Raw genomic sequence first — 24,368 nt, forward strand, 5'->3', positions numbered from 1 at the left:
TTCCGTCATGCCTAAATTTTTCATCGAACATCCAGTCTTCGCCTGGGTGGTGGCGATCCTGATCTCGCTCAGCGGCGTGATCGCGATCCTCAACCTCGGCGTGGAGTCCTATCCCAACATCGCCCCGCCGCAGGTGACCGTCTCGGCCACCTACCCGGGCGCCAGCGCCGATACCACCGAAAAATCGGTCACCCAGGTGATCGAGCAGCAGCTGACCGGTATCGATCACCTGCTGTACTTCAGCTCCTCGTCCGCCTCCAATGGCCGTGCCTCGATCACCCTGACCTTCGAGACCGGTACCGATCCGGACATCGCCCAGGTGCAGGTGCAGAACAAGGTATCGCTGGCCACGCCACGCCTGCCTTCGGAAGTGACCCAACAGGGCGTGGTGGTGGCCAAGGCCAACGCCGGCTTCCTGATGGTGATCGCGCTGCAGTCCGACACGCCGGCCATCAACCGTGATGCCCTGAACGACATCGTCGGTTCACGCGTGCTCGACCAGGTCTCGCGTATCCCCGGCGTCGGCAGCACCCAGCAGTTCGGCTCCGAGTACGCCATGAACATCTGGCTCAACCCGGAAAAGATGCAGGGTTATGGTTTGTCGGCCAGCCAGGTACTGGCGGCGGTGCGTGCGCAGAACGTGCAGTTCGCTGCCGGTGCGCTGGGTTCGGACCCGTCGCCGGAAGGCCAGCACTTCACCGCCACCGTCTCGGCCGAAGGTCGCTTCAGCTCGCCGCAGGAGTTCGAGAACATCATCCTGCGCGCGAATGCTGACGGCTCGCGCGTGCTGTTGAAGGACATCGCCCGCGTTGCCTTCGGCGCCAACAACTACGGCTTCGATACCCAGTACAACGGCAAGCCGACCGGTGCCTTCGCCATCCAGCTGCTGCCGGGCGCCAACGCCCTGAACGTGGCCGATGCGGTGCGCGCCAAGATGGACGAACTGCAGCCCAGCTTCCCGTCCGGCGTGACCTGGTTCTCGCCGTACGACAGCACCACCTTCGTCAAGATCTCGATCCAGGAAGTGGTCAAGACCCTGTTCGAAGCGGTGTTGCTGGTGTTCCTGGTGATGCTGATCTTCCTGCAGAACTTCCGCGCCACCCTGATCCCGACCCTGGTCATCCCGGTGGCCCTGCTCGGCACCTTCCTGGGCATGTGGATGATCGGCTTCACGATCAACCAGCTGACCCTGTTCGCGATGGTGCTGGCGATCGGCATCGTGGTCGATGACGCGATCGTGGTGATCGAGAACGTCGAACGCATCATGACCGAGGAAGGCCTGGCGCCGAAGCCGGCCACGCAGAAGGCGATGACCCAGATCACCGGCGCGGTGGTGGCGATCACCGTGGTGCTGGCTGCGGTATTCATCCCCTCGGCCCTGCAGGGCGGTGCGGCCGGTGAGATCTACAAGCAGTTCGCGCTGACCATCGCCATTTCGATGGCGTTCTCGGCGTTCCTGGCCCTGGGCTTCACCCCGGCGCTGTGCGCGACGTTCCTCAAGCCGACGCACAACGACAACCCGAACATCATCTACCGCACCTTCAACAAGTACTACGACAAGATCAGCCACACTTATGTGGGTCACATCACCTCCGCGGTGCGCCATGCGCCGCGCTGGATGATCCTGTTCGTGGTGCTGACCGCACTGTGCGGCTTCCTGTTCACCCGCATGCCGGGCAGCTTCCTGCCGGAAGAAGACCAGGGCTATGCGCTGGCGATCGTGCAGCTGCCGCCGGGCTCGACCAAGGGCCAGACCAACGAAGTGTTCGCGCAGATGCGTGGCGTCCTGGAAAAGCAGGATGGCTATGAAGGCATGCTGCAGGTGGCCGGCTTCAGCTTCGTCGGTTCCGGTGAGAACGTGGGCATGGGCTTCATCCGCCTGAAGCCGTGGGAAGAACGCAAGTTCACCGCGCCCGAGTTCATCCAGAACATGAACGGCGCGTTCTACGGCATCAAGGAAGCGCAGATCTTCGTGGTCAACCTGCCCACCGTGCAGGGTCTGGGCCAGTTCGGCGGTTTCGACATGTGGCTGCAGGACCGCAGCGGTGCCGGCTACGAACAGCTGACCCAGGCGCGCAACATCCTGCTCGGCCAGGCCGCGCAGAAGCCTGACCATCTGGTCGGCGTGCGCCCGAACGGCCTGGAGAACGCCCCGCAGCTGCAGCTGCATGTCGACCGCGTGCAGGCGCAGACGATGGGCATGTCGGTGTCCGACGTCTACAGCACCATCCAGCTGATGCTGGCCCCGGTGTACGTGAACGACTTCTTCTACGAAGGCCGCATCAAGCGCGTGACCATGCAGGCCGATGGTCCGTACCGCACCGGCCAGGAGTCGTTGAAGAGCTTCTACAGCCCATCCAGCCTGGTCAAGAATGCCGATGGCACCAACTCGATGATTCCGTTGAACACGGTGGTCAAATCCGAGTGGGTATCGGCACCGCCGTCGCTGAGCCGCTACAACGGCTACTCGGCGATCAACATCGTCGGTTCGCAGGCACCGGGTACCAGCTCGGGTGAAGCGATGCAGACCATGGAAGCGATCGTCGCCGACGACCTGCCGGCCGGCTTCGGCTACGACTGGTCGGGCATGTCCTACCAGGAAATCCTGGCCGGCAACGCCGCGACCCTGCTGCTGGTGCTGTCCATCGTGGTGGTGTTCCTGTGCCTGGCCGCGCTGTATGAAAGCTGGTCGATCCCGGTGGCGGTGCTGCTGGTCGTTCCGCTGGGCGTGCTGGGCGCACTCGGCCTGTCGATGCTGCGTGGCCTGCCCAACGATCTGTTCTTCAAGATCGGCCTGATCACCGTGATCGGCCTGGCGGCGAAGAACGCGATCCTGATCGTCGAGTTCGCGGTGGAACAGCGTGCAGCAGGCAAGAACCTGCGCGATGCCACCATCGAGGCAGCCCGCCTGCGCTTCCGCCCGATCCTGATGACGTCGTTCGCGTTCATCATGGGCGTGATCCCGATGGCGATCTCCAGTGGTGCCGGCGCCAACTCCCGCCATGCCATCGGTACCGGCGTGATCGGCGGCATGCTGTTCGCTACCCTGCTCGGCCTGCTGATGATCCCGGTGTTCTTCGTGGTCGTGCGGCGCATGCTGGGCGACAAGCTGGATGAACCCTCCAAGGAGTTCATGGAACGCCAGCGTGACGCGGAATCCGCGCACCGCCCGGACCGTTGATCCGGTGGTGAGCTGAAATGAAAAGGCCCCGGAGCGATCCGGGGCCTTTTTACTTGCCGCTGGGTAGAGGCCAACCTTGGTTGGCGGCTCTTCGATTCGTGCCAACCAAGGTTGGCACCTACCAGGGCTGTGGACGACCCGGTGGTTGGCGCATGCCAAGCTGTGGACGAGCCAGTGGTTGGCGTATGCCAACCTGTGGACGAGCCAGTGGTTGGCGTATGCCAACCTGTGGACGACCCGGCGGTTGGCGCATACCAAGCTGTGGGCGGCCCGGTAGTCGCCAACCTTAGTTGGCGCATTCCAAGCTGACGTCTCAGTGCAGCAGTGCAACCACCACGCACACCGCCACGAGAACCAGCGCCGCCCACTGCATCGGCACGAAGAAGAAATGATGCGGCGCGGCCTCGCCCTTCTGCCGGGGCACACGGTTCAGCCACAGCCCCAGCAGCACGTTCACGGCAGCGCCGATGCCTGCACCCAGCAGCACCTGCTGCAGCGGAATGTTGCCCCTGGGGCCCTCATGCGGAAAGAAGTACGCCAGCAGCAGGATGGCTGCAATCGGCGTCACCAGTGTCATGATTCCCCAACCGCGATAGATCATCTTTGAAGCGCTCTCAATGCAGAAAATGCCTTGCCGCACCGGATACCCGATTCCTGCGGCAGTCGTCCGGCTCTAGACCTTCCAGCCTGCGTGGGCGACGGCCAGTCGCAGTTGTTCTTGTAGCTGCGACAGCGAATGCGCCTGAGCGCTGAACAGCGGGACGTCCCAATCGGTTCCGTCGATCAGCAGGATGCGGAAGCTGCCAGAAGCATCGAACTCGGGATACCAACCGACGTCGAGCACCTTGCCACCAGGCAACTGCCACTGCAGAAGATCCTCTTTCAACGCACCCAACTGTCCCAGCAAGGGCAACCCGGGATCCACATGGAAATCCAGAAACGCACCGGGCGCACTCAACTGGTCGATGCGTTCGATCAACGCGTCCATGACTCGGTTCCTCTTCCAGTTCCTGGCCGACGGATGGGCAGAAGCACCAGGCAACGACCTCATCCACGCATGGCGTGGCTCTACTGGCCGCGCCGCCGTTGCAGCGGCGCGGCCGTTGCGACTCAGCGCAGGCCGGTCTCGTTGCGTGCGATCACCAGGCGCTGGATCTCCGAGGTGCCTTCGTAGATCTCGGTGATCTTGGCATCACGGAAGTAGCGCTCCAGCGGCATTTCCTTGGAATAACCCATGCCGCCATGGATCTGCACCGCCTGGTGGGTGATCCACATCGCTGCTTCCGAAGCGGTAAGCTTGGCAATGGCGGCTTCGTTGCTGAAGCGCTTGCCCTGACCCTTCACCCATGCCGCGCGCAGGGTCAGCAGCAGTGCCGCGTCCAGCTTGCACTTCATGTCGGCGATCTTGGCCTGGGTCATCTGGAAGGTACCGATGGCGGCACCGAAGGCCTTGCGCTCCTTCACATACTCGATCGTTGCTTCATAAGCGGCTCGGGCGATGCCGATGGCCTGTGACGCGATGCCGATGCGACCCGCGTCGAGCACGCCCATGGCGATCTTGAAGCCCTCGCCCTCCTGGCCCAGTACGTCTTCGGCCTGCGCCACGTAATCGTTGAACTCGATCTCGCAGGTGGCCGAGGCACGGATGCCCAGCTTCGGTTCGGTCTTGCCACGACCGAAACCGGCCTTGTCGGTGTCGATCATGAACGCGGTGATGCCACGCGCGCCCTTGTCCGGCTCGCTCATCGCAAACAGCACGATGTACTTGGCTACCGGGCCGGAGGTGATCCAGCTTTTCTTGCCGTTGATGACGTAGGTGCCGTCGGCCTGCTTCACGGCGCGGCAACGCATGGCGGTGGCGTCCGAACCCGACTGCGGCTCGGTCAGCGCGAATGCACCGATGGCCTCGCCCTCGGCAATGGCACGCACGTATTTCTGCTTCTGTTCCTCGGTACCGTGGGTGAGGATGCCGTTGCAGAACAGCGAGTTGTTGACCGACATGATGGTCGAATGCGCAGCATCACCGGCGGCGACCTCCACCATCGCCAGCACGTACGCGATCGGATCCATGCCGGCGCCGCCATACTCGGCCGGCACTTCGATGCCCATCAGGCCGTTCTCACCCAGCAGGCGGATGTTCTCCAGCGGGAACTCGCCGGTACGGTCATGGTGCTCCGCGCTCGGTGCGATCTTTTCCTGCGCGATGCGCCGCGCCACGTCCTGCAGCATCAACTGCTCTTCAGTAAAGCTGAAATCCACAACACCCTCCCGGGTACATGATGAATTGGGCCACGCAAGGCGCGTCCAGGTGTCCCGATTGTACCGGGCCCACGCACATCCGTACGCCAGCGACTTGACCACGGCAGGCCCTTTCAGCGAATATATCTCTATATCGCGATAGGTAGATATTTATGGATCTGGAAGACTGGTCGACCCGCCTGAAGGTGTTCGCCGACGCCACCCGTGTGCGCCTGCTGGCGCTGCTGGAGCAGGAGGAACTGACCGTGGCCGAACTGTCGGCGATCACCCGGCTGGCACAGCCGCGTGTGTCCACCCACCTGGCACGCCTGAAGGAAGCCGGCCTGGTCCGCGACCGCCGTGCCGGCGTATCGGCCTATTACCGCTTCGACGAGGCCCAGCTGGACCCGGCGCAGCGCGCATTGTGGCATGCCTTGAGCAACGGAAGCGACGACCCGCTGCTGCGCCAGGACGCTGAACGCGTCGCTGCGGTGCTGGCCCATCGTGCCTCCGACCAGAACTGGGCCGACAGCGTGGCCGGTGATATGGAACGCCATTATTCACCGGGTCGTACCTGGGAAGCGCTGGCACGTACCGCCTTGCCGCTGCTGGAAACCGGCGACGTGCTCGACATCGCCTCCGGCGACGGCGTGCTGGCCGAGCTGGTTGCCCCGCATGCCAAGCGCTACATCTGCATCGACACCAGCGCGCGCGTGGTCGCCGCCGCAAGCGAGCGCCTGCGTCGCCTCCCCAACGTTGAAGTGCGCGAGGGCGACATGCACGCCCTGCCGTTCAAGGACAGCAGCTTCGACCTGGTGGTGCTGATGCACGCGCTGACCTACGCCAGCAAGCCGGCGCAGGCGGTGACCGAAGGCGCGCGCGTGCTGCGCCCGGGCGGCCGCCTGCTGCTGTGCAGCCTGGCCCGCCACGAACACAAGGCCGCGGTGGAGGCCTACGGCCACGTCAACCTCGGCTTCAGTGACAAGGAGCTGCGCAAGTTCGTCGACAAGGCCGGCCTGCAGGTGTCGAGCCTGGAGACAGTCACCCGCGAGAAGCGCCCGCCACACTTCGAAGTGATTTCGCTGATCGCCAACAAGCCCTGAGCCCGAGAACGCCATGTCCGCCCTGCCCTGGTTGCATCCTGATCGTGTCAATGCCCTGCTCGACGCCCTGCGCCAGCGGATCCTGATCATCGACGGCGCGATGGGCACGATGATCCAGCGCCATGGCCTGCAGGAAGATGACTACCGCGGTGAGCGTTTCGCCGGCGGTTACGACCACGCCCATGGCCCCGGCTGCGACCACGGCACACCGGAAGGTCACGATCTCAAAGGCAACAATGATCTGCTGCTGCTGACCCGGCCGCAGGTCATCGCCGACATCCACACTGCGTATCTGCAAGCGGGTGCGGACCTTGTCGAGACCAACACCTTCAACGCCACCTCGGTCAGCCAGGCCGACTACCACCTCGAACACCTGGTGTATGAGCTGAACAAGGCGGGCGCTGCGGTAGCTCGTGCCTGCTGCGATGCCGCCGCTGCGATCACCCCGGACAAACCGCGCTTTGTCATCGGCGTGCTCGGCCCGACCAGCCGCACGGCCTCGATCAGCCCTGACGTCAATGACCCCGGCTTCCGCAATACCAGTTTCGACGAACTGCGCGGCACCTACCGCGAAGCCATCGACGGCCTGATCGACGGCGGTGCCGACACGATCATGGTCGAGACCATCTTCGATACGCTCAATGCAAAGGCCGCGCTGTATGCCATTGAAGAAGCCTTCGACGCGCGCGGTGCGCGGCTGCCGATCATGATCTCCGGCACCATCACCGATGCCTCCGGCCGCACCCTGTCCGGTCAGACCGCCGAGGCATTCCAGGCATCGCTTGCGCATGCACGTCCCCTGTCGATCGGGCTGAACTGCGCACTGGGTGCCGATGCGATGCGTCCCCACGTGGAAACCCTGTCGCAGGTGTCGGACTGTTATGTCAGTGCGCATCCCAACGCAGGCCTGCCCAACGCCTTCGGCGAGTACGACGAAACCCCTGAAGAAATGGCGGCGACGCTGCGTGGCTTTGCCGAGGACGGGCTGCTGAACCTGGTCGGCGGCTGTTGCGGCTCCACGCCCGACCACATCCGCGCGATCGCCCATGCCGTGGCCGGGCTGCCGCCGCGCGCCCTGCCGGGCCATCAGGAGCAGCACGCCGCATGAGCATCCCGTCGTACACCCGCCTGTCTGGCCTGGAACCCCTGGTCATCACCCCGGACCTGCTGTTCATCAACGTCGGCGAACGCACCAACGTCACCGGCAGCGCGCAGTTCCGCAAACTGATCAAGGAAGGCCGCTACGAAGAGGCGGTGGACGTGGCCCGCCAGCAGGTGGCCAGCGGCGCGCAGATCCTTGACGTCAACATGGACGAGGGCCTGATCGATTCGGAAGCGGCGATGACCCGCTACCTCAACCTGATCATGTCCGAACCGGATATCGCGCGCATTCCGGTGATGGTCGACTCCTCCAAGTGGAGCGTGATCGAGGCAGGCCTGAAGTGCCTGCAGGGCAAGAGCGTGGTCAACTCGATCTCGCTGAAGGAAGGCGAAGCGCTGTTCCGCGAACATGCGCGAAAGGTGCTGCGCTATGGCGCCGCCGCAGTGGTGATGGCGTTCGACGAGAATGGCCAGGCCGACACCTGCGCGCGCAAGGTGGAAATCTGCACGCGTGCCTATCGCCTGTTGGTGGACGAGATCGGCTTCCCGCCGCAGGACATCATCTTCGATCCGAACATCTTCGCCGTCGCCACCGGCATCGAAGAGCACGACAACTATGCCGTGGACTTCATCGAAGCCACCCGCATCATCAAGCAGACCCTGCCGCACTGCCATGTGTCCGGCGGCGTCTCCAACGTCTCGTTCTCGTTCCGCGGCAATGAAACCGTACGCCAGGCCATCCATTCGGTGTTCCTGTACCACGCCATCGCCGCCGGCATGGACATGGGCATCGTCAACGCCGGCGCCATGCCGATCTACGACGAGCTGGAGCCGGAACTGCGCGAGCGGGTGGAGGATGTGATCCTCAACCGCCGCAGCGATGCCACCGAGCGCCTGCTGGAGATCGCCGAACGCTACAAGGGCAGGAAGGGCGCGGCGAAAACCGAAGATCTGGCCTGGCGCGAGAAGCCGGTGGCGCAGCGCCTGGCGCATGCGCTGGTGCACGGCCTGGATGCCTACGTCGAAGAAGACACCGAACTGGCCCGACAGGCCTCCAGCCGCCCGCTGGACGTGATCGAAGGCCCGCTGATGGACGGCATGAACGTAGTCGGCGACCTGTTTGGCGCCGGCAAGATGTTCCTGCCGCAGGTGGTGAAGTCCGCACGCGTGATGAAGAAGGCGGTGGCCTACCTGCTGCCGTACATCGAGGCGGAGAAGGCGCGCAGCGGCGACACCGCCAAGAGCAACGGCAAGATCATCATGGCCACGGTGAAGGGCGATGTGCACGACATCGGCAAGAACATCGTCGGCGTGGTCCTGGCCTGCAACAACTTCGAGGTGGTCGACCTGGGCGTGATGGTACCGGCGCAGAAGATCCTCGATGCGGCACGCGAGCACAACGCGGATCTGATCGGCCTGTCCGGGCTGATCACGCCGTCGCTGGAAGAGATGAGCCATGTTGCCCGCGAGATGCAGCGCCAGGGCTTCGAGCTGCCGCTGCTGATCGGTGGCGCCACCACGTCGCGCGCGCATACCGCGTTGAAGATCGACCCGCATTACCACGCACCGACGGTGTGGGTGAAGGACGCTTCGCGCGCGGTCGGCGTGGCACAGTCGCTGATCTCACGCGACCTGCGCGAGGCCTTCGTCGCGGCAAACGAAGCCGACTATGCCGAAATCCGTACGCGTCATCGCAACCGCGGCGATGCCAAGCGCCTGGTGTCGCTGGAACATGCGCGCGGGCAGAAGTTCCAGGGCGGTTGGGACAGCTACAACCCACCCGAACCGAAGCAGCCCGGTCTGCACGTGTTCGACGACTACCCGCTGGCCGAACTGGTCGACTACATCGACTGGACCCCGTTCTTCCAGGCCTGGGAGCTGGCCGGCAAGTTTCCCGCCATCCTCACCGATGAGATCGTCGGCCCACAGGCCAGCGATCTGTACAAGGATGCCCGCGCGATGCTCGACCGCATCGTCGGCGAGAAGTGGCTGCAGGCGAAGGCCGTGTTCGGCCTGTGGCCGGCCAACAGTGTCGGCGACGACGTGCGCGTGCAGCACCCACAGGGCGAGACCACCCTGCACTTCCTGCGCCAGCAGGTGGACAAACCCGCAGAGCGCCCGGACTTCTGCCTGGCCGATTTCATCGCACCGGCCGACAGCGGCCGACAGGATTGGATAGGCGCATTCGCGGTCACCGCCGGCATCGGCATCGATGTGCACGTGGCCCGGTTCGAGGCCGACCACGACGACTACAACGCAATCCTGCTGAAGGCCCTTGCCGATCGCTTCGCCGAAGCGTTGACCGAGCGCCTGCATCAGCGGGTGCGTACCGAATTCTGGGGCTACGACCACGCCGAGACGCTGGACAACGAGGCGCTGATCGACGAGCAGTACAGCGGCATCCGCCCAGCACCCGGCTACCCGGCCTGTCCGGAGCACAGCGAGAAGCGCCGCCTGTTCGACCTGCTGCAGGCTGAAGCCAACGCCGGCATGGAGCTGACCGAGAGCTTCGCGATGCTGCCCACGGCTGCGGTATCGGGCTACTACTTCAGCCATCCACAGAGCCAGTACTTCGTGGTGGGCCGGCTCGGCCGCGAACAGGTCGGCGACTACGCCCGGCGCAAGGGCGTGGACCGTGCCCAGGCCGAGCGCTGGCTGGCCTCCAACCTCGACTACGACCCCGAATGAGGCAGTAGCGCCGGGCCATGCCCGGCGTCATCTCCCGTCCGCCGGGCACGGCCCGGCACTACCGTGCATGATTCCCGCGATGACCGTTCCCGTAGCCCGCCTCTCCAGCTTCTACCTGTTCTACTACGCGGCGCTCGGCGCGTTCACTCCGTACTGGAGCCTGTTCCTGACCGCACGTGGCATGAGCGTGACCGCGATCAGCGTGATGATGGGCCTGTGGTACGCCACGCGCGTGATCGCCCCCAGCACCTGGACCAGCCTGGCCGCGGCCTCGCCACGGCCGATCCGCCTGCTGCGCATCGGCTGCGTGCTGGCCCTGATCAGCTTCACCGCCTTCCTGCTGCCGCTGCCACAGCCATGGATGTACCCGGCGATGGTGGTGTTCTGCTTCTTCTACAACGCGGTCATGCCGCAGTTCGAGTCGATCACCCTTACCCACCTCGGCAGCGACAGCCATCGCTACGGCCTGATCCGGGTCTGGGGCTCGCTCGGCTTCATTGCCATCGTCACCCTGTTCGGCTGGTTGATCGAGGGCGATGGCGGGGGCAACCGCGCCGAACTGCTGCCATGGATGATGCTGCCGTTGTTTGCGTTGATGGTGGCTTCGGCCTTCAGCAACCACTACGCACGTGACATCAGCAAGACCGATGGAGATGCCAGTGGCTTCTGGCAGATCGTGCGTCGGCCTCCGGTGCTGGCGTTCTTCCTGGCCGCCTTCATGGAACAGTTGTCGTTCGGCCCGTACTACACGTTCTTCTCGGTCTACATGGACCATCACGGCTACCGCACCTCCACCCTCGGCCTGCTGTGGACCATCGGCGTGGTGTTCGAGGTCGGCGTATTCTTCACCATCGGCCGCTTCTTCCGTCGCTACGACGCCAGCTGGATGCTGCTGATCGCGTTGGTCAGCTCCTGCCTGCGCTGGGCGGTGACCGCATTGTTCCCGGAGAACCTGCCGGTGATGCTGCTGGCGCAGACCGCGCATGCGCTTGGCTTTGCCGCATTCTTCGCCGCAGCGATGCAGATGCTGGCCACCTATTTCCCGGGCCGCCTCAACGGCCATGGGCAGGGCCTGCTGTATGGGTTTTCGTCCGGTGTCGGCGGCGTACTCGGCGCGCTCATTGCCGGCCAGCTCTGGAAGATCGACGATGGCCGCACCGCGTTCCTGGCCGGCAGTGGCTTCGCGCTGGTCGGTGCCCTGCTGTGCTTCTTCGCGCTGAGCCTGCCACTGATCCGCGCGCGCAGGCATGGCCCAACGGTTTGACGTTCGTGTTCGGTACTAGTGCTGCCGCAGCACCTGCTGCATCGATGGCAACAGCACGCGGTTACCGTATCCGCTCAGGTGATCGCCGTCGAAGTACAGCGGTCTTCCGTCACGCTTGGCCGGGCACAGGGCAGCGTCACACAGTACCGGCAACGGATCCCACAGCACTGCACCAGGCAAGCCATTGACCACCTGCTGCAGGCTGCCCAGCATGGGAGCCCGCAGGTTTTCAATGTCCGCACGGCTGCTGTCCAGCCCATTACGGCAGATCGCGTTGTCCTCGTTGAAGCGGTCCGAGCAACGGAAAGGCGGTGCCGGCAGCACCGGCTTCGGCGCCTCCAGCACGATGCGCACGCCCCGCTCGGCCAAGGGCTTCCATCGTGCGATCGCCTCAGTGGCTTCCGCGTCGCGCCCCGCAGCAGCCTCCGGGACCCGCTCACCCGCCAGCTGCGCCTTGGCATCGAACAGCACGAACTGATCGGACAATCGCGGTATGCGCAGCGACACCAGCACCACAGCGTCTCCAGGCTGCGCACGACGTGCGATATCGGAAAACACCGCTGCATCAAAATCGGCGCAACCGGCTCCGGCTCCCCGCCACTTCAGCAGGCTTACCTGCGGGCATCCTCCGCGTCCATAGAGCGACACCCGGGATCCGCTCTCCAGCGCCAGGCGCTGCAGCAGCTCGATGTAGGCCATCGCGTGCGAATCGCCAGCAACGAACACCTGCTTCGGCGCACCTGCAGGCACCGGACGATCGCAGTCACCACGCGCATAGGTCCGCATGCTGCCACCTTCGAAACGCTGCTTGGTGGTCACCAGGCTGCAGCCGGCAAAGTCACCAGCCACGCTCTTGCCGTTGGGATACCAGTCGGCCGGATGCCGGCTGACCGTGCTCAGTGATATCCGCGGTGCCTGCAGGTACAGCAGTGTCTGGACGCCGGCCGCCACCAGCAGCACGGCCGCACCTGCCAGCACCCAGCGACCGGGGCGCACGCGCTGCGCCAATGTGCCGCGGAAAGGTTGTTCCACCCAACGCCACGACAGCCACGACAACAGCACCACCAGCGCCATCGCAGCGGTCATCTGCAACGGTGTCTGCAGGCCCACGGTCCAGCGCATCAGCACGAACACCGGCCAGTGCCACAGATACAATGAGTACGACAGCAGGCCGATGTAACGCATCGGCTTGCTGGCCAACAGGCGTGCCACCCAGGACTGCGGATGATGATGCAGCGCCCACAGCAACCCTGCCGCAGCGAAGGTCGGCAGCAGGCCATCGGGCCACGGCGAACGTCCTGCCCGTGCAGTCCACAACGCCCAACCCAGCAGCGCCAACGCCGCCATTGCGAGCAGCGAGAACACGGGCGCAGCGCGCTTCAATGCCGCCCCCGTCACTTGATCGAGTGATGCGCGCACATGCAGCAACTGGAACAACAGCACGCCAGCGCCCAGCTGCCACAACCGCGTGCTGGTTGCGTAGAACGCCCACGATGGCGGCGCCTCACGCAGGCCCAGCATTGCGGCATGCAGCAGCGACGCCGCGCTGACGACCGCGAACAGGCCCAGGCTCATCCATCGCCCACGCGTGCCACGCGCCCAGGCCAGGAAAAGCAGCGGAAACAGCAGGTAGAACTGCTCTTCCACGCCCAGCGACCAGGTATGGGTGTAGGGATTGAATTCGGCCTTGGGCGCGAAATAATCGTTGCCGATCAGCGCCAGTACCCAGTTGCTGAAGCCGAAGAATGCCATCAGCCCGGTCTTGTCACTGGCCTCGCTGAGCCAGGACTCGGGAATGAACAGCACGCTGGCGACGGCGGTCAACAGCAGGCAGCTGATCAGCGCAGGGGCGATGCGACGGATGCGGCGCGAATAGAAGCGCAGCATCGACTGCCACAGCGACAACGGCGGCAGCCGGTGCACCGACGCGCTGACCACGAACCCGGAAATGACGAAGAACACGTCTACGCCGGTGAACCCGCCCGGCAACCAGGCCGGGTCCAGGTGGAACACGATGACGGCCAGCACGGCAATTGCGCGCAGGCCGTCAATGTGCGGCACGTAGCCATGACGTGGATCAGCGGTCATCCCTTCCCCCAGAAGCACGGCGGCACTACACCGCAGCGCTCACGCCTTTACCAGACCAGGTCGTCCGGCACTTTGTACTGCGGATCGGCGTACGGATCTTCCTCGGCCGGCGCATTCGGATCGACCTTCAGCGCCACCGATGCGGCGAACACCGCCTCGGACTGTGCCAGCACCTCGGCGGTAACCAGCAGGTAGCGGCCGTTGAGCTGGACCACGCCCAGCTCACCGGCATTGAGCGCGGTCAGCTGCTCGGCAGTCACGTAGATGCGCTTGATCTTGCCGCCATACGGGAAGTGGCGGGCAATGTCCGCTGCCTCGGCATTGAGGCTCTTGTCCTTCAGCAGTTCTTCCAGCTTGGCCTTCGCCTCGCGGCGCACGCGTGCTTCTTCCTGCTTCAGGCGCTCGGTCTCGATGCGCTCTTCCTTCTCCCGCTGCGCGCGGATGGCATAGGCCTTGGCCAGGTCCATCTCTTCGGCACTGCGCGGCTTGCGCGGGCCCTGCTGCCCCGGGCCACCACGCGCCTGCCCACCGGGCTTGCCCGCGCCACCACGGCCATGCCCACGACGCTCGCCGGGCTTGTGTTCGCCCTTGCCTGCGCCCTGCGGCTTTCCATTGCCATTGCCACCCTTGCCCTGCGGGCGGCCATCACGGCGGGGACCATCATTCTTGCGCTCGGGCTTGGGCGCTGGCTTGAAGCCCAGGCCCATCAGCTGGTCGCGGAGGGTATCGCTCATAGAGTTCGGATCAATAGTGCGGCGGCGGTGGTTCGCTCGCCGGATCGGAAGAATTCAGTGCGTTGCGGACCTTGCCCAGGTCTTCCAGCAGCACGCGCAGTACATCAGCATTGCGCATGCCCTGCATGCTGGCCGCAGCCAGCGCATCGCTCAGTTCGGCAAGCGCCTGTTCCTGGAAGGACACGCGCATCTCCAGCTCGACCAGGCGCGCTTCCAGCGCCTGCTCACGTTCGGTCGGCAACTCAGACATGCAGCGAACGCCCCCGGCCAATCCCGTAATACGCCAGGCCTGCAGCTTCCACCTCGGCCGGTTCGTACAGGTTGCGCCCGTCAAACACCGCCGCATCCTTCAACTGCTCGCGCAACTTCTGGAAATCAGGGCTGCGGAACTGCTTCCACTCGGTGACCACAACCAGCGCGTCGGCACCCTGCAGCGCTTCGTCGGCACTGTCGCAGAACACCAGGTCATCGCGCTCGCCGAAGATGCGCTGCGATTCGTGCATCGCTTCCGGGTCATACGCACGCACCGTCGCGCCACCTTCCCACAGCTGCGCCAACAGGCGGCGGCTGGAGGCTTCGCGCATGTCGTCGGTGTTCGGCTTGAAGGCCAGGCCCCACACGGCAAACGTCTTGCCGCGTACACCTTCGTCCTCGCCCTTGTCATAGTGACGCTGGATGAGGGCGAACAGATGGCCCTTCTGTGCATCGTTCACTGCTTCCACAGCGTTCAGCAGCTTCGGTTCGAGACCGTACTGCTGCGCGGTACGGGCCAGCGCCTGCACATCCTTGGGGAAGCACGAGCCACCGTAGCCGGCGCCCGGATAGATGAAGTGCCAGCCGATACGCGGGTCCGAGCCGATGCCCTGGCGGACCTGCTCGACATCGGCACCGACGCGCTCGGCGATGTTGGCGATTTCATTCATGAACGAAATCTTGGTCGCCAGCATCGCGTTGGCCGCGTACTTGGTCAGCTCGGCCGAGCGCACGTCCATTTCCACCACACGGTCGTGGTTGCGGTTGAACGGCGCATACAGGCGGCGCATCACGGCCACCGACTCTTCGCTGGTCGCACCGATGATGATGCGGTCCGGGCGCATGCAGTCGGCAACTGCGTCGCCTTCCTTCAGGAACTCCGGGTTGGATACCACGTCGAAGGCGATGTCCGCACCACGTGCAACCAGCTCTTCGGCAATGGCCGCGCGTACCCTGTCGGCAGTACCCACCGGCACCGTCGACTTGTTGACCACCACGGTCGGCACGCTCATGTGCCGGCCGATGGTGCGGGCCACCGCCAGCACGTACTGCAGATCGGCGCTGCCATCCTCGTCCGGTGGTGTGCCAACGGCGATGAAAACGACCTGGCCATGGTCGATGGCAGCCGCGGCATCGGTGGTGAATGCCAGCCGCAAGGCGGCATGGTTGGCCTTCACCATCGGCTCCAGGCCCGGCTCATAGATCGGGATGATGCCCTGGTTGAGGCCATCCACCTTGGCCTGGTCGATATCGACGCAGACCACCTGATGACCGACATCGGCCAGGCAGGTACCGGTTACCAGTCCAACGTAGCCGGTACCAAAAATCGCAACGCGCATGTCCGTATTCGCTCCAGAATAACTTACGGCAGGACGCCCAGCAGCTCGACGTCGAAGGTCAGAGTTGCGTTCGGGCCGATCGGGCCACCCGGGGTGCCGTTTTCGCCATAGGCCAGGTTGCCCGGGATCCAGAAGCGGTACTTCGAGCCGACCGGCATCAGCGCGACGCCCTCGGTCCAGCCCTTGATCACCTGATCCAGGCCGAACTCGGCCGGCTGGCGGCCGTAGGAACTGTCGAACACGGTGCCGTTGAGCAGCTTGCCTTCGTAGTTCACGCGCACCTTGCTGCTCGGCAGCGGACGCTCGCCGCTACCCGGGCGGATCACCTGGTACTGCAGGCCCGAAGCAGTGGTCACCACGCCCGGCTGGGTCTTGTTCTTGGACATGAACGCATTGCCTTCCTCGCGGTTGGTCTGCGCAGCCTGGGCAGCCTTGGCCTGCATTTCGGCCTGCTTGGCGCCCATGAACGACTGGATGGTGGCGGTTGCGTCAGCTTCCGTCATCTTCGGCTGGCCCTTGCTCAGGCCGGTGCTGATCGCGTCAAACAGCGAGGCAACGTCGATATCGTCCTTCAGCTGCGCCAGCGACGGACCGACCGAATAGGAACCGATCATCTGCGACACCTTGACGCGGTCGACCTTCGCCGGCTGCGAACCCGGCGCCATGCCCGGCACCTGCTGGCCGCTACGGGCCATCACCACCTGGCGCAGCGCGGCATCGGTGGCCTTGGCCTGTTCCTGGGTGATCTGAGGCTGCAGGCCTTCGAAAGAGCGCTCCACGGCGGTGCGCAGGGCAGCCACGTCGATCTCATCAGCAATCGGAGTGAACGACTTGGCCACGTCCAGGCCGATGGCGTAGCCGAGCTTCTGCTTGGGGGAATTCAAGGTTGAGGTCTCCTTGGCGGCTGCGGGGGCAGCCGGTTGTTGCGACAGAGCGACACCCGAAGTGCCCATTGCCAGAATCAGAACCGACGCCGCGGCGCCGCGCATTCCCATCTTCATTCGCTGCATTCCTGAAAGTGTCTGGGCGCCGACGTCGGCGCGAAAAGAGACATTGTCGCACGCATGCCGTCGATGTCGAGGCATGCATGCCGGATATCAATGCGTGGCGGCCGCCAGCGCTTTATCGATGGCTGCGGTGAGCTGCGGATCATCCGGCGTCACCTTGCTGGCGAACTGGGCGATGACCTTGCCATCGCGTCCGACCAGATACTTGTGGAAGTTCCAGCCCGGCGCCACGCCAGTGGCCGCAGCCAGACGCTGGTACAGCGGCGTGGCCTCGGCACCGACCACATGCACTTTTTCGAACATCGGGAACTTGACGCCGTAGGTCAACGTGCAGAAATCCTGGATCTGCTTCTCGTCGCCCGGCTCCTGGCCCCGGAAATCATTGGACGGGAAACCGAGCACGGCAAAGCCGCGACCCGCATAGCGCTTCTGCAGCGCTTCCAGCCCCTCGTACTGCGGGGTATAGCCGCACTTGCTGGCGGTGTTGACCACCAACAGTACCTGGCCCTGGTAGCGCTGCTGCAGGTTGACCTGCTGCTTGCTGGCCAGCGGCCGGTAATCGAGGTCGAGCAGATCAGCTGCCAGGACACTGGCAGAACCGGCGACGCCGGCCACCATCATGACCAGCAGGGACAGGCCGCGCAGGCGGCGCGGGGAAACAGTCGGCAGGGGCATCAGGAGCGGTCCGCAGTAGCCATTCACAAGGCCCGACCAGCACCGGCCGGGAATCGGCCGAACTATAGCACCGGGGTTCCACAGCCCCGGTGGCAGCAGCCCAACGAGGCTTTGCGCGGTGTGGCGACTACGCCGTTCGCCCCGATTCCATGGCGAAGCGATGACATAGCATGGACATCGCTGAATGGAAGGCGGGCTCGGACCGGCCCGCACGACAGTTTTATTTCCCTTTAAAATCAATAAAATAAAGGGATATTTCAGTGAACTGACCACCCCTGCCATCAGTTGGGGACGGCAAGGGGTTGCACCTAGGCGTGCCGGTGTTATAGTTGCATACAACACCAGTCACCTGAGACAGGGGGAAGCCATGAACGCCCGGATACGTCGCAACCTCACCGCACCCGCGGCCGCTGCCGTTTCGACCCTGATCGTGCTGGCCTGGCTGGCCGCACCGACCTCCCCCGCCTCATCCGACAGTGCGCAGGACGCGACCGTTTCACCGGCAGCCGATGCTGCCCCCTCCCCCTCCCCCCCGCGTCGGCTGCACAGCTCCCTGTCCATGCCGTACTTCTCGTTCGCCCAGCCGCTGACCCCACGGAGCTGAATATGAGCGACATCCAGTGGAGCGACGGTGCTCCCATCTACCGTCAGTTGAAGGAGCGCGTGATCGCCATGATGCTCGACGGAATCCTCAAGCCGGGCGATGCCCTGCCTTCGGTACGCCAGGTGGCCGCCGATTACCAACTCAACCCCATCACCGTTTCGCGCGCTTACCAGGAACTGGCCGATGAAGGCCTGGTCGAAAAGCGCCGCGGGCTGGGCATGTTCATGACCGAGCAGGCGGCCACGCAGCTGCGCAGCAGCGAGCGCGAACGCTTTCTCAATGAAGAATGGCCGGCGGTTCTGGAGCGCATCCAGCGCCTGGGCCTGAGCCTCGACGAATTGCTGCCCCAGGGGAAATTCTGATGAATGCCAGTCCCACTACTGCTGCACCCGGTGATGCCGTCATCACCGCCCGAGGCCTGCGCAAGGCCTACAAGACCACCGTCGCCCTCGACAACGCCAGCTTCAGCATTCCGAGCGGGCGCATCATCGGCCTGATCGGCCCCAACGGCGCAGGCAAGACCACCGCACTGAAGGCCATCCTCGGCCTGACCTCGGTGGAAGGCGAGCTGAGCGTGCTGGGCCGCGACCCGCGACTGCACCGCGATGAACTGATGAACGACATCTGCTTCATCGCCGACGTCGCGGTGCTGCCGCGCTGGCTGAAGGTTCGCGAGGCGATCGATTTCGTCGCCGGCGTCCATCCGCGCTTCGACCGCGCCCGCTGCGAACGCTTCCTGGCCAACACCAAGCTGCAGCCTAAGCAGCGCGTGCGCGAACTGTCCAAGGGCATGATCGTGCAGCTGCACCTGGCGCTGGTGATGGCCATCGATGCCCGCATCCTGGTGCTGGACGAGCCTACGCTCGGCCTGGACATCCTGTACCGCAAGGAGTTCTACCAGCGACTGCTGGAAGACTACTTCGACGAACAGAAGACCATCATCGTCACCACCCACCAGGTGGAAGAGATCGAACACATCCTCAGCGACGTGATGTTCATCCGTGACGGGCGCATCGTGCTTGATGCGGAAATGGACGAAGTCGGGCGTCGCTACACCGAGCTGCTGGTCAACGCCGACCAGCTGGACACGGCGCGCGCCCTGAAACCGATCGACGAACGCAGCCTGACGTTCGGAAAAACCGTGATGCTGTTCGATGGCGTGCCGCGCATCCAGCTTTCCACGCTTGGCGAGACCCGCAGCCCGGGCCTGGCCGACCTGTTCGTCGCCATCATGAAGGGGACCTACGCATGAATGCCGTCAACCACCCCGTCAGCCCACTGGGTACGCTGCGCTGGCTGCTCAAGCGCGAGTACTGGGAAAACCGCGGCGGATTCCTCTATGCCCCGCTGATCGCCGGGCTGATTTCGCTGGTGATGAGCACCGTCGGCATCGCCTTCGGCCTGTTCGCGCTGAACCGCGCGGCGCGCAACGGCGCACTGCATGTCGATGGCGAAAGCGTGAACGTCAACGGCCTGGACCTGGCGCTGCTGACCCGCAATATCGACAGCAAGGACCTCACCGATCTTGGCAACGGCCTCGACCTGACCCTGGTGCTGAGCTCGGCATGGCCGTTCCTGGTACTGGCCTTCGTGGTGTTCTTCTACTGCCTGGGCGCGCTGTACGACGACCGCCGCGACCGCAGCATCCTGTTCTGGAAGTCGCTGCCGCTGTCTGACACCCAGACCGTGCTGTCCAAGGTGATCAGCGCACTGATCGTGGCCCCGCTGATCGCGGTGATCGCCGGCATCATCACCATGTTCGGCTTCATGCTGGTCATCAGCATTGTTGCGCTGATGCACGGCGGCAGCCCGATGACCCTGATCTGGGGCCCGGCGAGCCCGCTGACCCTGGCCGCCGGTCACCTGGCCTGGATCCCGGTCTACGCCCTGTGGGCCCTGCCCACCGCCGGCTGGCTGCTGCTGTGCTCGGCCTGGGCGCGCACCAAGCCGTTCCTGTGGGCGGTGATGTTGCCGCTGTTCGCCGGCGTCATTGTCAGCACCACCAAGGTGATGCCGCTGATCGGCCTGACCACCGGCTGGTTCTGGCAGAACATCGTCGGCCGGCTGCTGCTGGGCGGCGTGCCGGGCACGGATCTGGTCTACCGCCTCAGCGCCGACGAAAACGCACGCCGCGATCTGGAGTCGGTGGTCGGCCTGATGTCGCCGGCCTCGCAGCTGAAGTCGCTGGCGATGCCGGAACTGTGGATCGGTGCCGCCGTCGGTGTCGTGTTCATCGTCCTTGCCATCCGCCTGCGCAAGCGCGCCGGCGAAATCTGATCCCATCCACCCGGAGGCACTACCCATGCGTTCCCTGCTCGCTTGTTCTGCGTTGTTGCTGTTGCCGCTGTCGGCGCTGGCCGCCGATGCTCCGAACTGCAAGTTCACTGCCGCCCGCACGCTGAAGCTGGACGTGGCCGGTGCCAAAGCGGTGGTGTTCGAAGTGAACCAGCACGATCTGAAGGTCGTCGCCAGCAACGGCGGCGGCCAGCTCGATGGCCGCGCCTGTGCGTCCAGCCAGGAATGGCTGGACCAGCTGGTGCTGGACCAGCGCAAGGTGGGTGACAAGCTGGTGGTGAGCCTGCGTCGTGATGGTCGCCACAGCGGCATCAGCCTGGGCAACAGCTACGCCTGGCTGGACATCCGCGGCAGCGTGCCGGACAACCTGCCACTGCAGGTCAAGGTCGGCTCCGGCGACGCCAGCGTGGAAAACGCGCAGTCCCTGAGCGTGGACGTCGGATCCGGTGACGCGGTCATCCGCGGCACCCGCGGCAGCATCCACGCGGCGGTGGGCTCTGGCGACCTCGACATCGACGGCGGCAGCGCCCTGAACCTGCTGTCGCTGGGTTCGGGCGACGTTACCGCGCGCAACATCGGCGGTGATGCCAGCACCGGCACCGTCGGTTCGGGCGACCTGAAGATCAGCGATGTGCGCGGCAACGCACGGCTGGATACCGTGGGCTCGGGCGACATCGAGTTCAAGCGTGTGCAGGGCAATGTCGAAGTGGGCGTGGTCGGCTCCGGCGGCGTCGATCTGGCCGACATCGGCGGCAATGTGCATGTGCGCAGCCATGGCTCGGGCGACATCCAGGTCGATGGCGTGCGCGGCAGCCTGACCGTCGATCACAGCGGCAGTGGTGACGTCGGCCACCGCAATGTCAGCGGCAAGGTCACCCTGCCGCGCAACAAGTAAGCCTCATCCAACCGATCCCAGGGGAACGCCATGAACCTGTTGCGCCTGCTGCCCGCCACTCTGCTGTGCCTGCCGCTGATCGCCTGCGGTGGCACTTCCTCCCCGCCTGACAAGACCGTCGGCAAGAGCGTGGCCGAAGCCACCGGCGGAGTCGGCCAGACCGTCAAGGACGCCATGAACGATGCCCGCAAGGACATCGCCCAGGGCAACATCAAGATCTCCGCCGACAAGCAGCCGCGTGCGGAAATCACGCCGGATGGACACCTGCTGATCGCGGGCAAGGACGTCGTGGCCAACGACGCACAGCGTCGTCAGCTGCTGGAGTACCGCGGCCACGTGGTCGCCATCGCGATGGACGGCATGGACGTCGGTCTTGCCGGTGCCAAGCTCGGTGCGAGCGCCGCGGGCGAAGCACTGAAGGGCATCTTCAGCGGTGACAGCGAAGGCGTCGAAAAGCGGATCAACGCCGAAGCCGCCAAGATCGAGGTCCAGGCCAAGCGCATCTGCGACCGCCTGCCTGCCATGCTGGCCAGCCAGCAGGCGCTGGCGCGCGAGCTGCCAGCGTTCAAGCCCTACGCAACCATGGACCAGAGCGACGTGGACGACTGCGGCAAGGACACCGTGGTCCTGCGCTAGACCTGTGACAGATCAGCGCACCCGGCCGGCAGTGGCACCCCGCTGCCGGCCGCGCTGCGATGACCGCTTACAATGGCAACCCCGGACGCCCCCGAACCGAATGCCATGAAGAAGTTGTTCCTGCTGCTGGCCGCCCTGCTCTGCCTGGGCCTGGTCGGCTGTGACAAGGATTACCGCAACCACCGCGCCGAGCGCGGCAAGCCCAAGATTTCCGTCAGCCAAGGCATGGTCACCGTGCGTCGCCCGCCGGCACCGAACATCATCATCCTCGCCGATGGCACGATGAAGATGGACGAGATCCAGATCCCGCTGGACGACGCGCAGAAGCAGATGCTGCAGACCCTGTTCGGCAAGCTGCAGGTGCTGCGCCAGAATACGCTGGTGGCCGCACCGGCCGATCCCAACATGCAGCCGGTGAAGATCCAGCCGCCGGAGGGTCTGGAGGTGATTCCAGCGGACCTGATCCAGCGCATCCCCGAGTTCAAGGATTACACCGACACCTTCGGCAACATCGTCGCCGACCGTCGCTGAAAAGGAAACGCCGCCCGAGGGCGGCGTTTTTCATTGACCCGGTAGCGCCGGGCCACGCCCGGCGATCGCAGCGCGCGGCCCGCCGGCATTCCACCGGGCATTCCACCGGGCATGGCCCGGCGCTACCCGTCGGCCGATCAACCGCCGGCGCCACCACCACCGGCCTGGATGCCACCGGCCGTCAACGCTGCCGGATCCAGCAGCCGGCGCAGCTCGGCTTCGGCCAGGCCACTGTCTTCCAGTGCCACATCCAGTACCGGGCGCTGTTCCTTGTAGGCACGCTTGGCAATCGCCGCGGCCTTCTCGTAGCCGATGATCGGGTTCAGCGCGGTGACCAGGATCGGATTGCGCGCCAGCGCCTCGGCCACGCGGTCCTCGCGCACCTTCAGACCAGCGATGGCGCTGTCGGCCAGCAGGGTGGAGACGTTGGCAAGCAGGCCGATGCCATCCAGCAGGTTCACCGCAATCAGCGGCAACGTGACATTGAGCTGGAAGTTGCCGGTCTGCCCGGCCACGGTGATCGCGGTGTGGTGGCCGATCACCTGCGCGCAGGCCATCACCGTTGCTTCCGGAATGACCGGGTTGACCTTGCCCGGCATGATCGAGCTGCCCGGCTGCAGTGCCGGCAGTTCGATCTCGCCCAGGCCCGCCAGCGGACCGGCGTTCATCCAGCGAAGATCATTCGCGATCTTGATCAGCGCCACCGCCAGCGCATTGAGCTGGCCGGACAGTTCCACTGCGTCGTCCTGTGCGGCCAGGCCTTCGAACTTGTTCTCGGCACTGTCGAACTTAAAGCCGGTCTGCTGCTTCAGCGCCTTGGCCACCTGTGCACCAAAGCGCGGGTCGGCATTGATGCCTGTGCCGATGGCGGTGCCGCCCAGCGGCAGCCGGCGCACGCGCTTGAGGCTGTCTTCGATGCGCTCCTGCGCCGAGGCCAGCTGTGCCGACCACGCGCCGAATTCCTGCTCGAAGGTCAGCGGCATCGCATCCATCAGGTGCGTGCGGCCGGTCTTGACCACCTTGCGCAGGCTGCGGCCCTTCTTGTCCAGGGTCTTGCGCAGGTGCACCAGCGCCGGCAGCAGCTGCTCATGCGTCGCCAACACCGCCGACACGCGCAGCGCGGTCGGGATCACGTCGTTGGAGCTCTGCCCCTGGTTGACGTGGTCATTGGGGTGCACGGTGGTCTTGCCCGCCTTGCCGGCACGGTTGGCCAGAGTGGCAATGACCTCGTTGGCATTCATGTTCGACGACGTGCCCGAACCGGTCTGGTAGACATCGATCGGGAACTGCGCGTCCCAGTTGCCGGCGGCCACTTCGGCAGCAGCGGTCTGGATGGCCTTGGCCACGTTCTTTGGCAGGTGACCCAGCTCTGCGTTGACGCCGGCAGCGGCGCCCTTGACCAGGCCCAGAGCACGGATGAAACCGCGCGGCATGCGCTGGCCCGATACCGGGAAGTTCTGCACGGCACGCTGGGTCTGCGCGCCCCACAGGGCGTCCGCAGGCACCTGCAGCTCGCCCATGCTGTCGTGTTCGATTCTGAAACCCTTGCTTGCAGCTTTGCTCATTGCATCAACTCCGCACTACTTCAGTTGGGGAAAGGGAAGCGGCGGCTGGCAGGGTGTCGCTTCCCGGGCTGGCGGCTGCGCCAACGATACTCCTTTGTCCGCAGTGTGGGATGACGCTGCGTGGACCGCATCGTTCGCTCGGTAGCGCCGGGCCATGCCCGGCGAGCGCGC

Annotated in this window: 22 protein-coding genes; 12 read left to right on the forward strand and 10 right to left on the reverse strand. The window is 64.9% G+C overall.

Annotated elements, in window-relative coordinates:
- Positions 1 to 7 precede the first annotated feature (7 nt).
- Complete coding sequence (locus ABR323_RS19385; protein ID WP_439450468.1) at positions 8 to 3,181, forward strand: multidrug efflux RND transporter permease subunit; 3,174 nt, start codon at positions 8 to 10, stop codon at positions 3,179 to 3,181.
- A gap of 313 nt (positions 3,182 to 3,494) precedes the next feature.
- Here ABR323_RS19385 and ABR323_RS19390 read toward each other — a convergent pair whose 3' ends face one another.
- The 3 genes from ABR323_RS19390 to ABR323_RS19400 all read right to left on the reverse strand — a co-directional run bounded on the left by ABR323_RS19390 (position 3,495) and on the right by ABR323_RS19400 (position 5,440).
- On the reverse strand, positions 3,495 to 3,758 hold the full coding sequence (locus tag ABR323_RS19390; RefSeq protein WP_439450469.1) for a hypothetical protein: 264 nt from the start codon (positions 3,756 to 3,758) through the stop codon (positions 3,495 to 3,497).
- 96 nt (positions 3,759 to 3,854) lie between these two features.
- Entirely contained in the window at positions 3,855 to 4,169 is a 315-nt protein-coding gene (locus tag ABR323_RS19395) for a hypothetical protein (protein WP_439450470.1), read from the reverse strand.
- Between the two features lie 122 nt (positions 4,170 to 4,291).
- Entirely contained in the window at positions 4,292 to 5,440 is a 1,149-nt protein-coding gene (locus tag ABR323_RS19400; protein WP_439450471.1) for an acyl-CoA dehydrogenase family protein, read from the reverse strand.
- A 152-nt stretch (positions 5,441 to 5,592) separates the two neighbouring features.
- Between ABR323_RS19400 and ABR323_RS19405 the strand changes: the two genes are divergently transcribed.
- The 4 genes from ABR323_RS19405 (at position 5,593) to ABR323_RS19420 (ending at position 11,575) form a co-directional block, all read left to right on the forward strand.
- A complete protein-coding gene (locus ABR323_RS19405; protein ID WP_135274395.1) occupies positions 5,593 to 6,522 on the forward strand; it encodes an ArsR/SmtB family transcription factor in 930 nt (309 codons plus the stop codon).
- Between the two features lie 13 nt (positions 6,523 to 6,535).
- Positions 6,536 to 7,630 carry a homocysteine S-methyltransferase family protein gene (locus ABR323_RS19410; protein ID WP_439450472.1) on the forward strand — a complete coding sequence of 365 codons (1,095 nt, stop codon included), beginning with the start codon at positions 6,536 to 6,538 and terminating at the stop codon, positions 7,628 to 7,630.
- Complete coding sequence (gene metH / locus ABR323_RS19415) at positions 7,627 to 10,311, forward strand: methionine synthase (RefSeq protein ID WP_439450473.1); 2,685 nt, start codon at positions 7,627 to 7,629, stop codon at positions 10,309 to 10,311. Before ABR323_RS19410 ends, metH begins: the two co-directional genes overlap by 4 nt.
- Before the next feature lie 79 nt (positions 10,312 to 10,390).
- Positions 10,391 to 11,575: an MFS transporter gene (locus ABR323_RS19420; RefSeq protein ID WP_439450474.1), complete on the forward strand. Its 1,185-nt coding sequence runs from the start codon at positions 10,391 to 10,393 to the stop codon at positions 11,573 to 11,575.
- 15 nt (positions 11,576 to 11,590) lie between these two features.
- Here the strand turns inward: ABR323_RS19420 and ABR323_RS19425 are convergent, their stop codons facing one another.
- The 6 genes from ABR323_RS19425 to ABR323_RS19450 all read right to left on the reverse strand — a co-directional run bounded on the left by ABR323_RS19425 (position 11,591) and on the right by ABR323_RS19450 (position 17,671).
- Positions 11,591 to 13,663 carry an acyltransferase family protein gene (locus tag ABR323_RS19425; protein WP_439450475.1) on the reverse strand — a complete coding sequence of 691 codons (2,073 nt, stop codon included), beginning with the start codon at positions 13,661 to 13,663 and terminating at the stop codon, positions 11,591 to 11,593.
- A gap of 47 nt (positions 13,664 to 13,710) precedes the next feature.
- Positions 13,711 to 14,397 (reverse strand): DUF2058 domain-containing protein, encoded by a 687-nt coding sequence (locus ABR323_RS19430; RefSeq protein WP_439450476.1) that lies wholly within the window; start codon positions 14,395 to 14,397, stop codon positions 13,711 to 13,713.
- Positions 14,398 to 14,407: 10 nt separating this feature from the next.
- A complete protein-coding gene (locus ABR323_RS19435; RefSeq protein WP_135274401.1) occupies positions 14,408 to 14,647 on the reverse strand; it encodes a SlyX family protein in 240 nt (79 codons plus the stop codon).
- Complete coding sequence (locus ABR323_RS19440; RefSeq protein ID WP_439450477.1) at positions 14,640 to 15,989, reverse strand: UDP-glucose dehydrogenase family protein; 1,350 nt, start codon at positions 15,987 to 15,989, stop codon at positions 14,640 to 14,642. The genes ABR323_RS19435 and ABR323_RS19440 overlap by 8 nt, the downstream gene beginning before the upstream one ends.
- 23 nt (positions 15,990 to 16,012) lie before the next feature.
- Positions 16,013 to 16,990, reverse strand: a complete 978-nt coding sequence (locus tag ABR323_RS19445; RefSeq protein WP_135274403.1) for an FKBP-type peptidyl-prolyl cis-trans isomerase N-terminal domain-containing protein — start codon at positions 16,988 to 16,990, stop codon at positions 16,013 to 16,015.
- 96 nt (positions 16,991 to 17,086) lie between these two features.
- Positions 17,087 to 17,671, reverse strand: coding sequence for a glutathione peroxidase (locus ABR323_RS19450; RefSeq protein WP_439450478.1), 585 nt, complete (start codon positions 17,669 to 17,671; stop codon positions 17,087 to 17,089).
- 367 nt (positions 17,672 to 18,038) lie between these two features.
- On the opposite strand from ABR323_RS19450, the gene ABR323_RS19455 reads away from it, so the two are divergent.
- From ABR323_RS19455 to ABR323_RS19485, 7 genes are all read left to right on the forward strand, one after another.
- Positions 18,039 to 18,275: a hypothetical protein gene (locus ABR323_RS19455; RefSeq protein ID WP_439450479.1), complete on the forward strand. Its 237-nt coding sequence runs from the start codon at positions 18,039 to 18,041 to the stop codon at positions 18,273 to 18,275.
- A 2-nt stretch (positions 18,276 to 18,277) separates the two neighbouring features.
- Positions 18,278 to 18,637 (forward strand): GntR family transcriptional regulator, encoded by a 360-nt coding sequence (locus ABR323_RS19460; protein ID WP_012511573.1) that lies wholly within the window; start codon positions 18,278 to 18,280, stop codon positions 18,635 to 18,637.
- Positions 18,637 to 19,527, forward strand: coding sequence for an ABC transporter ATP-binding protein (locus ABR323_RS19465; RefSeq protein ID WP_439450480.1), 891 nt, complete (start codon positions 18,637 to 18,639; stop codon positions 19,525 to 19,527). The genes ABR323_RS19460 and ABR323_RS19465 overlap by 1 nt, the downstream gene beginning before the upstream one ends.
- Complete coding sequence (locus ABR323_RS19470; protein ID WP_135274407.1) at positions 19,524 to 20,552, forward strand: ABC-2 transporter permease; 1,029 nt, start codon at positions 19,524 to 19,526, stop codon at positions 20,550 to 20,552. The genes ABR323_RS19465 and ABR323_RS19470 overlap by 4 nt, the downstream gene beginning before the upstream one ends.
- 25 nt (positions 20,553 to 20,577) lie before the next feature.
- Entirely contained in the window at positions 20,578 to 21,465 is an 888-nt protein-coding gene (locus ABR323_RS19475) for a DUF4097 family beta strand repeat-containing protein (RefSeq protein ID WP_135274408.1), read from the forward strand.
- Between the two features lie 30 nt (positions 21,466 to 21,495).
- Entirely contained in the window at positions 21,496 to 22,101 is a 606-nt protein-coding gene (locus ABR323_RS19480) for a hypothetical protein (RefSeq protein ID WP_439450481.1), read from the forward strand.
- 105 nt (positions 22,102 to 22,206) lie between these two features.
- On the forward strand, positions 22,207 to 22,632 hold the full coding sequence (locus ABR323_RS19485; RefSeq protein ID WP_439450482.1) for a hypothetical protein: 426 nt from the start codon (positions 22,207 to 22,209) through the stop codon (positions 22,630 to 22,632).
- A 137-nt stretch (positions 22,633 to 22,769) separates the two neighbouring features.
- Here the strand turns inward: ABR323_RS19485 and ABR323_RS19490 are convergent, their stop codons facing one another.
- Positions 22,770 to 24,197, reverse strand: a complete 1,428-nt coding sequence (locus ABR323_RS19490; RefSeq protein ID WP_439450483.1) for a class II fumarate hydratase — start codon at positions 24,195 to 24,197, stop codon at positions 22,770 to 22,772.
- Positions 24,198 to 24,368 lie beyond the last annotated feature (171 nt).

The sequence above is a fragment of the Stenotrophomonas sp. ATs4 genome (assembly GCF_051861585.1).
Classification (GTDB): Bacteria; Pseudomonadota; Gammaproteobacteria; order Xanthomonadales; family Xanthomonadaceae; genus Stenotrophomonas; species Stenotrophomonas maltophilia_AS.

What these genes read in the sequence shown, in the direction of transcription:
- ABR323_RS19385 (WP_439450468.1), top strand. Translation starts at nt 8, where the DNA reads ATGCCTAAATTTTTCATCGAACATCCAGTCTTCGCCTGGGTGGTGGCG.
- ABR323_RS19390 (WP_439450469.1), bottom strand. Translation starts at nt 3,758, where the DNA reads ATGACACTGGTGACGCCGATTGCAGCCATCCTGCTGCTGGCGTACTTC.
- ABR323_RS19395 (WP_439450470.1), bottom strand. Translation starts at nt 4,169, where the DNA reads ATGGACGCGTTGATCGAACGCATCGACCAGTTGAGTGCGCCCGGTGCG.
- ABR323_RS19405 (WP_135274395.1), top strand. Translation starts at nt 5,593, where the DNA reads ATGGATCTGGAAGACTGGTCGACCCGCCTGAAGGTGTTCGCCGACGCC.
- ABR323_RS19410 (WP_439450472.1), top strand. Translation starts at nt 6,536, where the DNA reads ATGTCCGCCCTGCCCTGGTTGCATCCTGATCGTGTCAATGCCCTGCTC.
- metH (WP_439450473.1), top strand. Translation starts at nt 7,627, where the DNA reads ATGAGCATCCCGTCGTACACCCGCCTGTCTGGCCTGGAACCCCTGGTC.
- ABR323_RS19420 (WP_439450474.1), top strand. Translation starts at nt 10,391, where the DNA reads ATGACCGTTCCCGTAGCCCGCCTCTCCAGCTTCTACCTGTTCTACTAC.
- ABR323_RS19425 (WP_439450475.1), bottom strand. Translation starts at nt 13,663, where the DNA reads ATGACCGCTGATCCACGTCATGGCTACGTGCCGCACATTGACGGCCTG.
- ABR323_RS19430 (WP_439450476.1), bottom strand. Translation starts at nt 14,397, where the DNA reads ATGAGCGATACCCTCCGCGACCAGCTGATGGGCCTGGGCTTCAAGCCA.
- ABR323_RS19435 (WP_135274401.1), bottom strand. Translation starts at nt 14,647, where the DNA reads ATGTCTGAGTTGCCGACCGAACGTGAGCAGGCGCTGGAAGCGCGCCTG.
- ABR323_RS19440 (WP_439450477.1), bottom strand. Translation starts at nt 15,989, where the DNA reads ATGCGCGTTGCGATTTTTGGTACCGGCTACGTTGGACTGGTAACCGGT.
- ABR323_RS19445 (WP_135274403.1), bottom strand. Translation starts at nt 16,990, where the DNA reads ATGAAGATGGGAATGCGCGGCGCCGCGGCGTCGGTTCTGATTCTGGCA.
- ABR323_RS19450 (WP_439450478.1), bottom strand. Translation starts at nt 17,671, where the DNA reads ATGCCCCTGCCGACTGTTTCCCCGCGCCGCCTGCGCGGCCTGTCCCTG.
- ABR323_RS19455 (WP_439450479.1), top strand. Translation starts at nt 18,039, where the DNA reads ATGAACGCCCGGATACGTCGCAACCTCACCGCACCCGCGGCCGCTGCC.
- ABR323_RS19460 (WP_012511573.1), top strand. Translation starts at nt 18,278, where the DNA reads ATGAGCGACATCCAGTGGAGCGACGGTGCTCCCATCTACCGTCAGTTG.
- ABR323_RS19465 (WP_439450480.1), top strand. Translation starts at nt 18,637, where the DNA reads ATGAATGCCAGTCCCACTACTGCTGCACCCGGTGATGCCGTCATCACC.
- ABR323_RS19470 (WP_135274407.1), top strand. Translation starts at nt 19,524, where the DNA reads ATGAATGCCGTCAACCACCCCGTCAGCCCACTGGGTACGCTGCGCTGG.
- ABR323_RS19475 (WP_135274408.1), top strand. Translation starts at nt 20,578, where the DNA reads ATGCGTTCCCTGCTCGCTTGTTCTGCGTTGTTGCTGTTGCCGCTGTCG.
- ABR323_RS19480 (WP_439450481.1), top strand. Translation starts at nt 21,496, where the DNA reads ATGAACCTGTTGCGCCTGCTGCCCGCCACTCTGCTGTGCCTGCCGCTG.
- ABR323_RS19485 (WP_439450482.1), top strand. Translation starts at nt 22,207, where the DNA reads ATGAAGAAGTTGTTCCTGCTGCTGGCCGCCCTGCTCTGCCTGGGCCTG.
- ABR323_RS19490 (WP_439450483.1), bottom strand. Translation starts at nt 24,197, where the DNA reads ATGAGCAAAGCTGCAAGCAAGGGTTTCAGAATCGAACACGACAGCATG.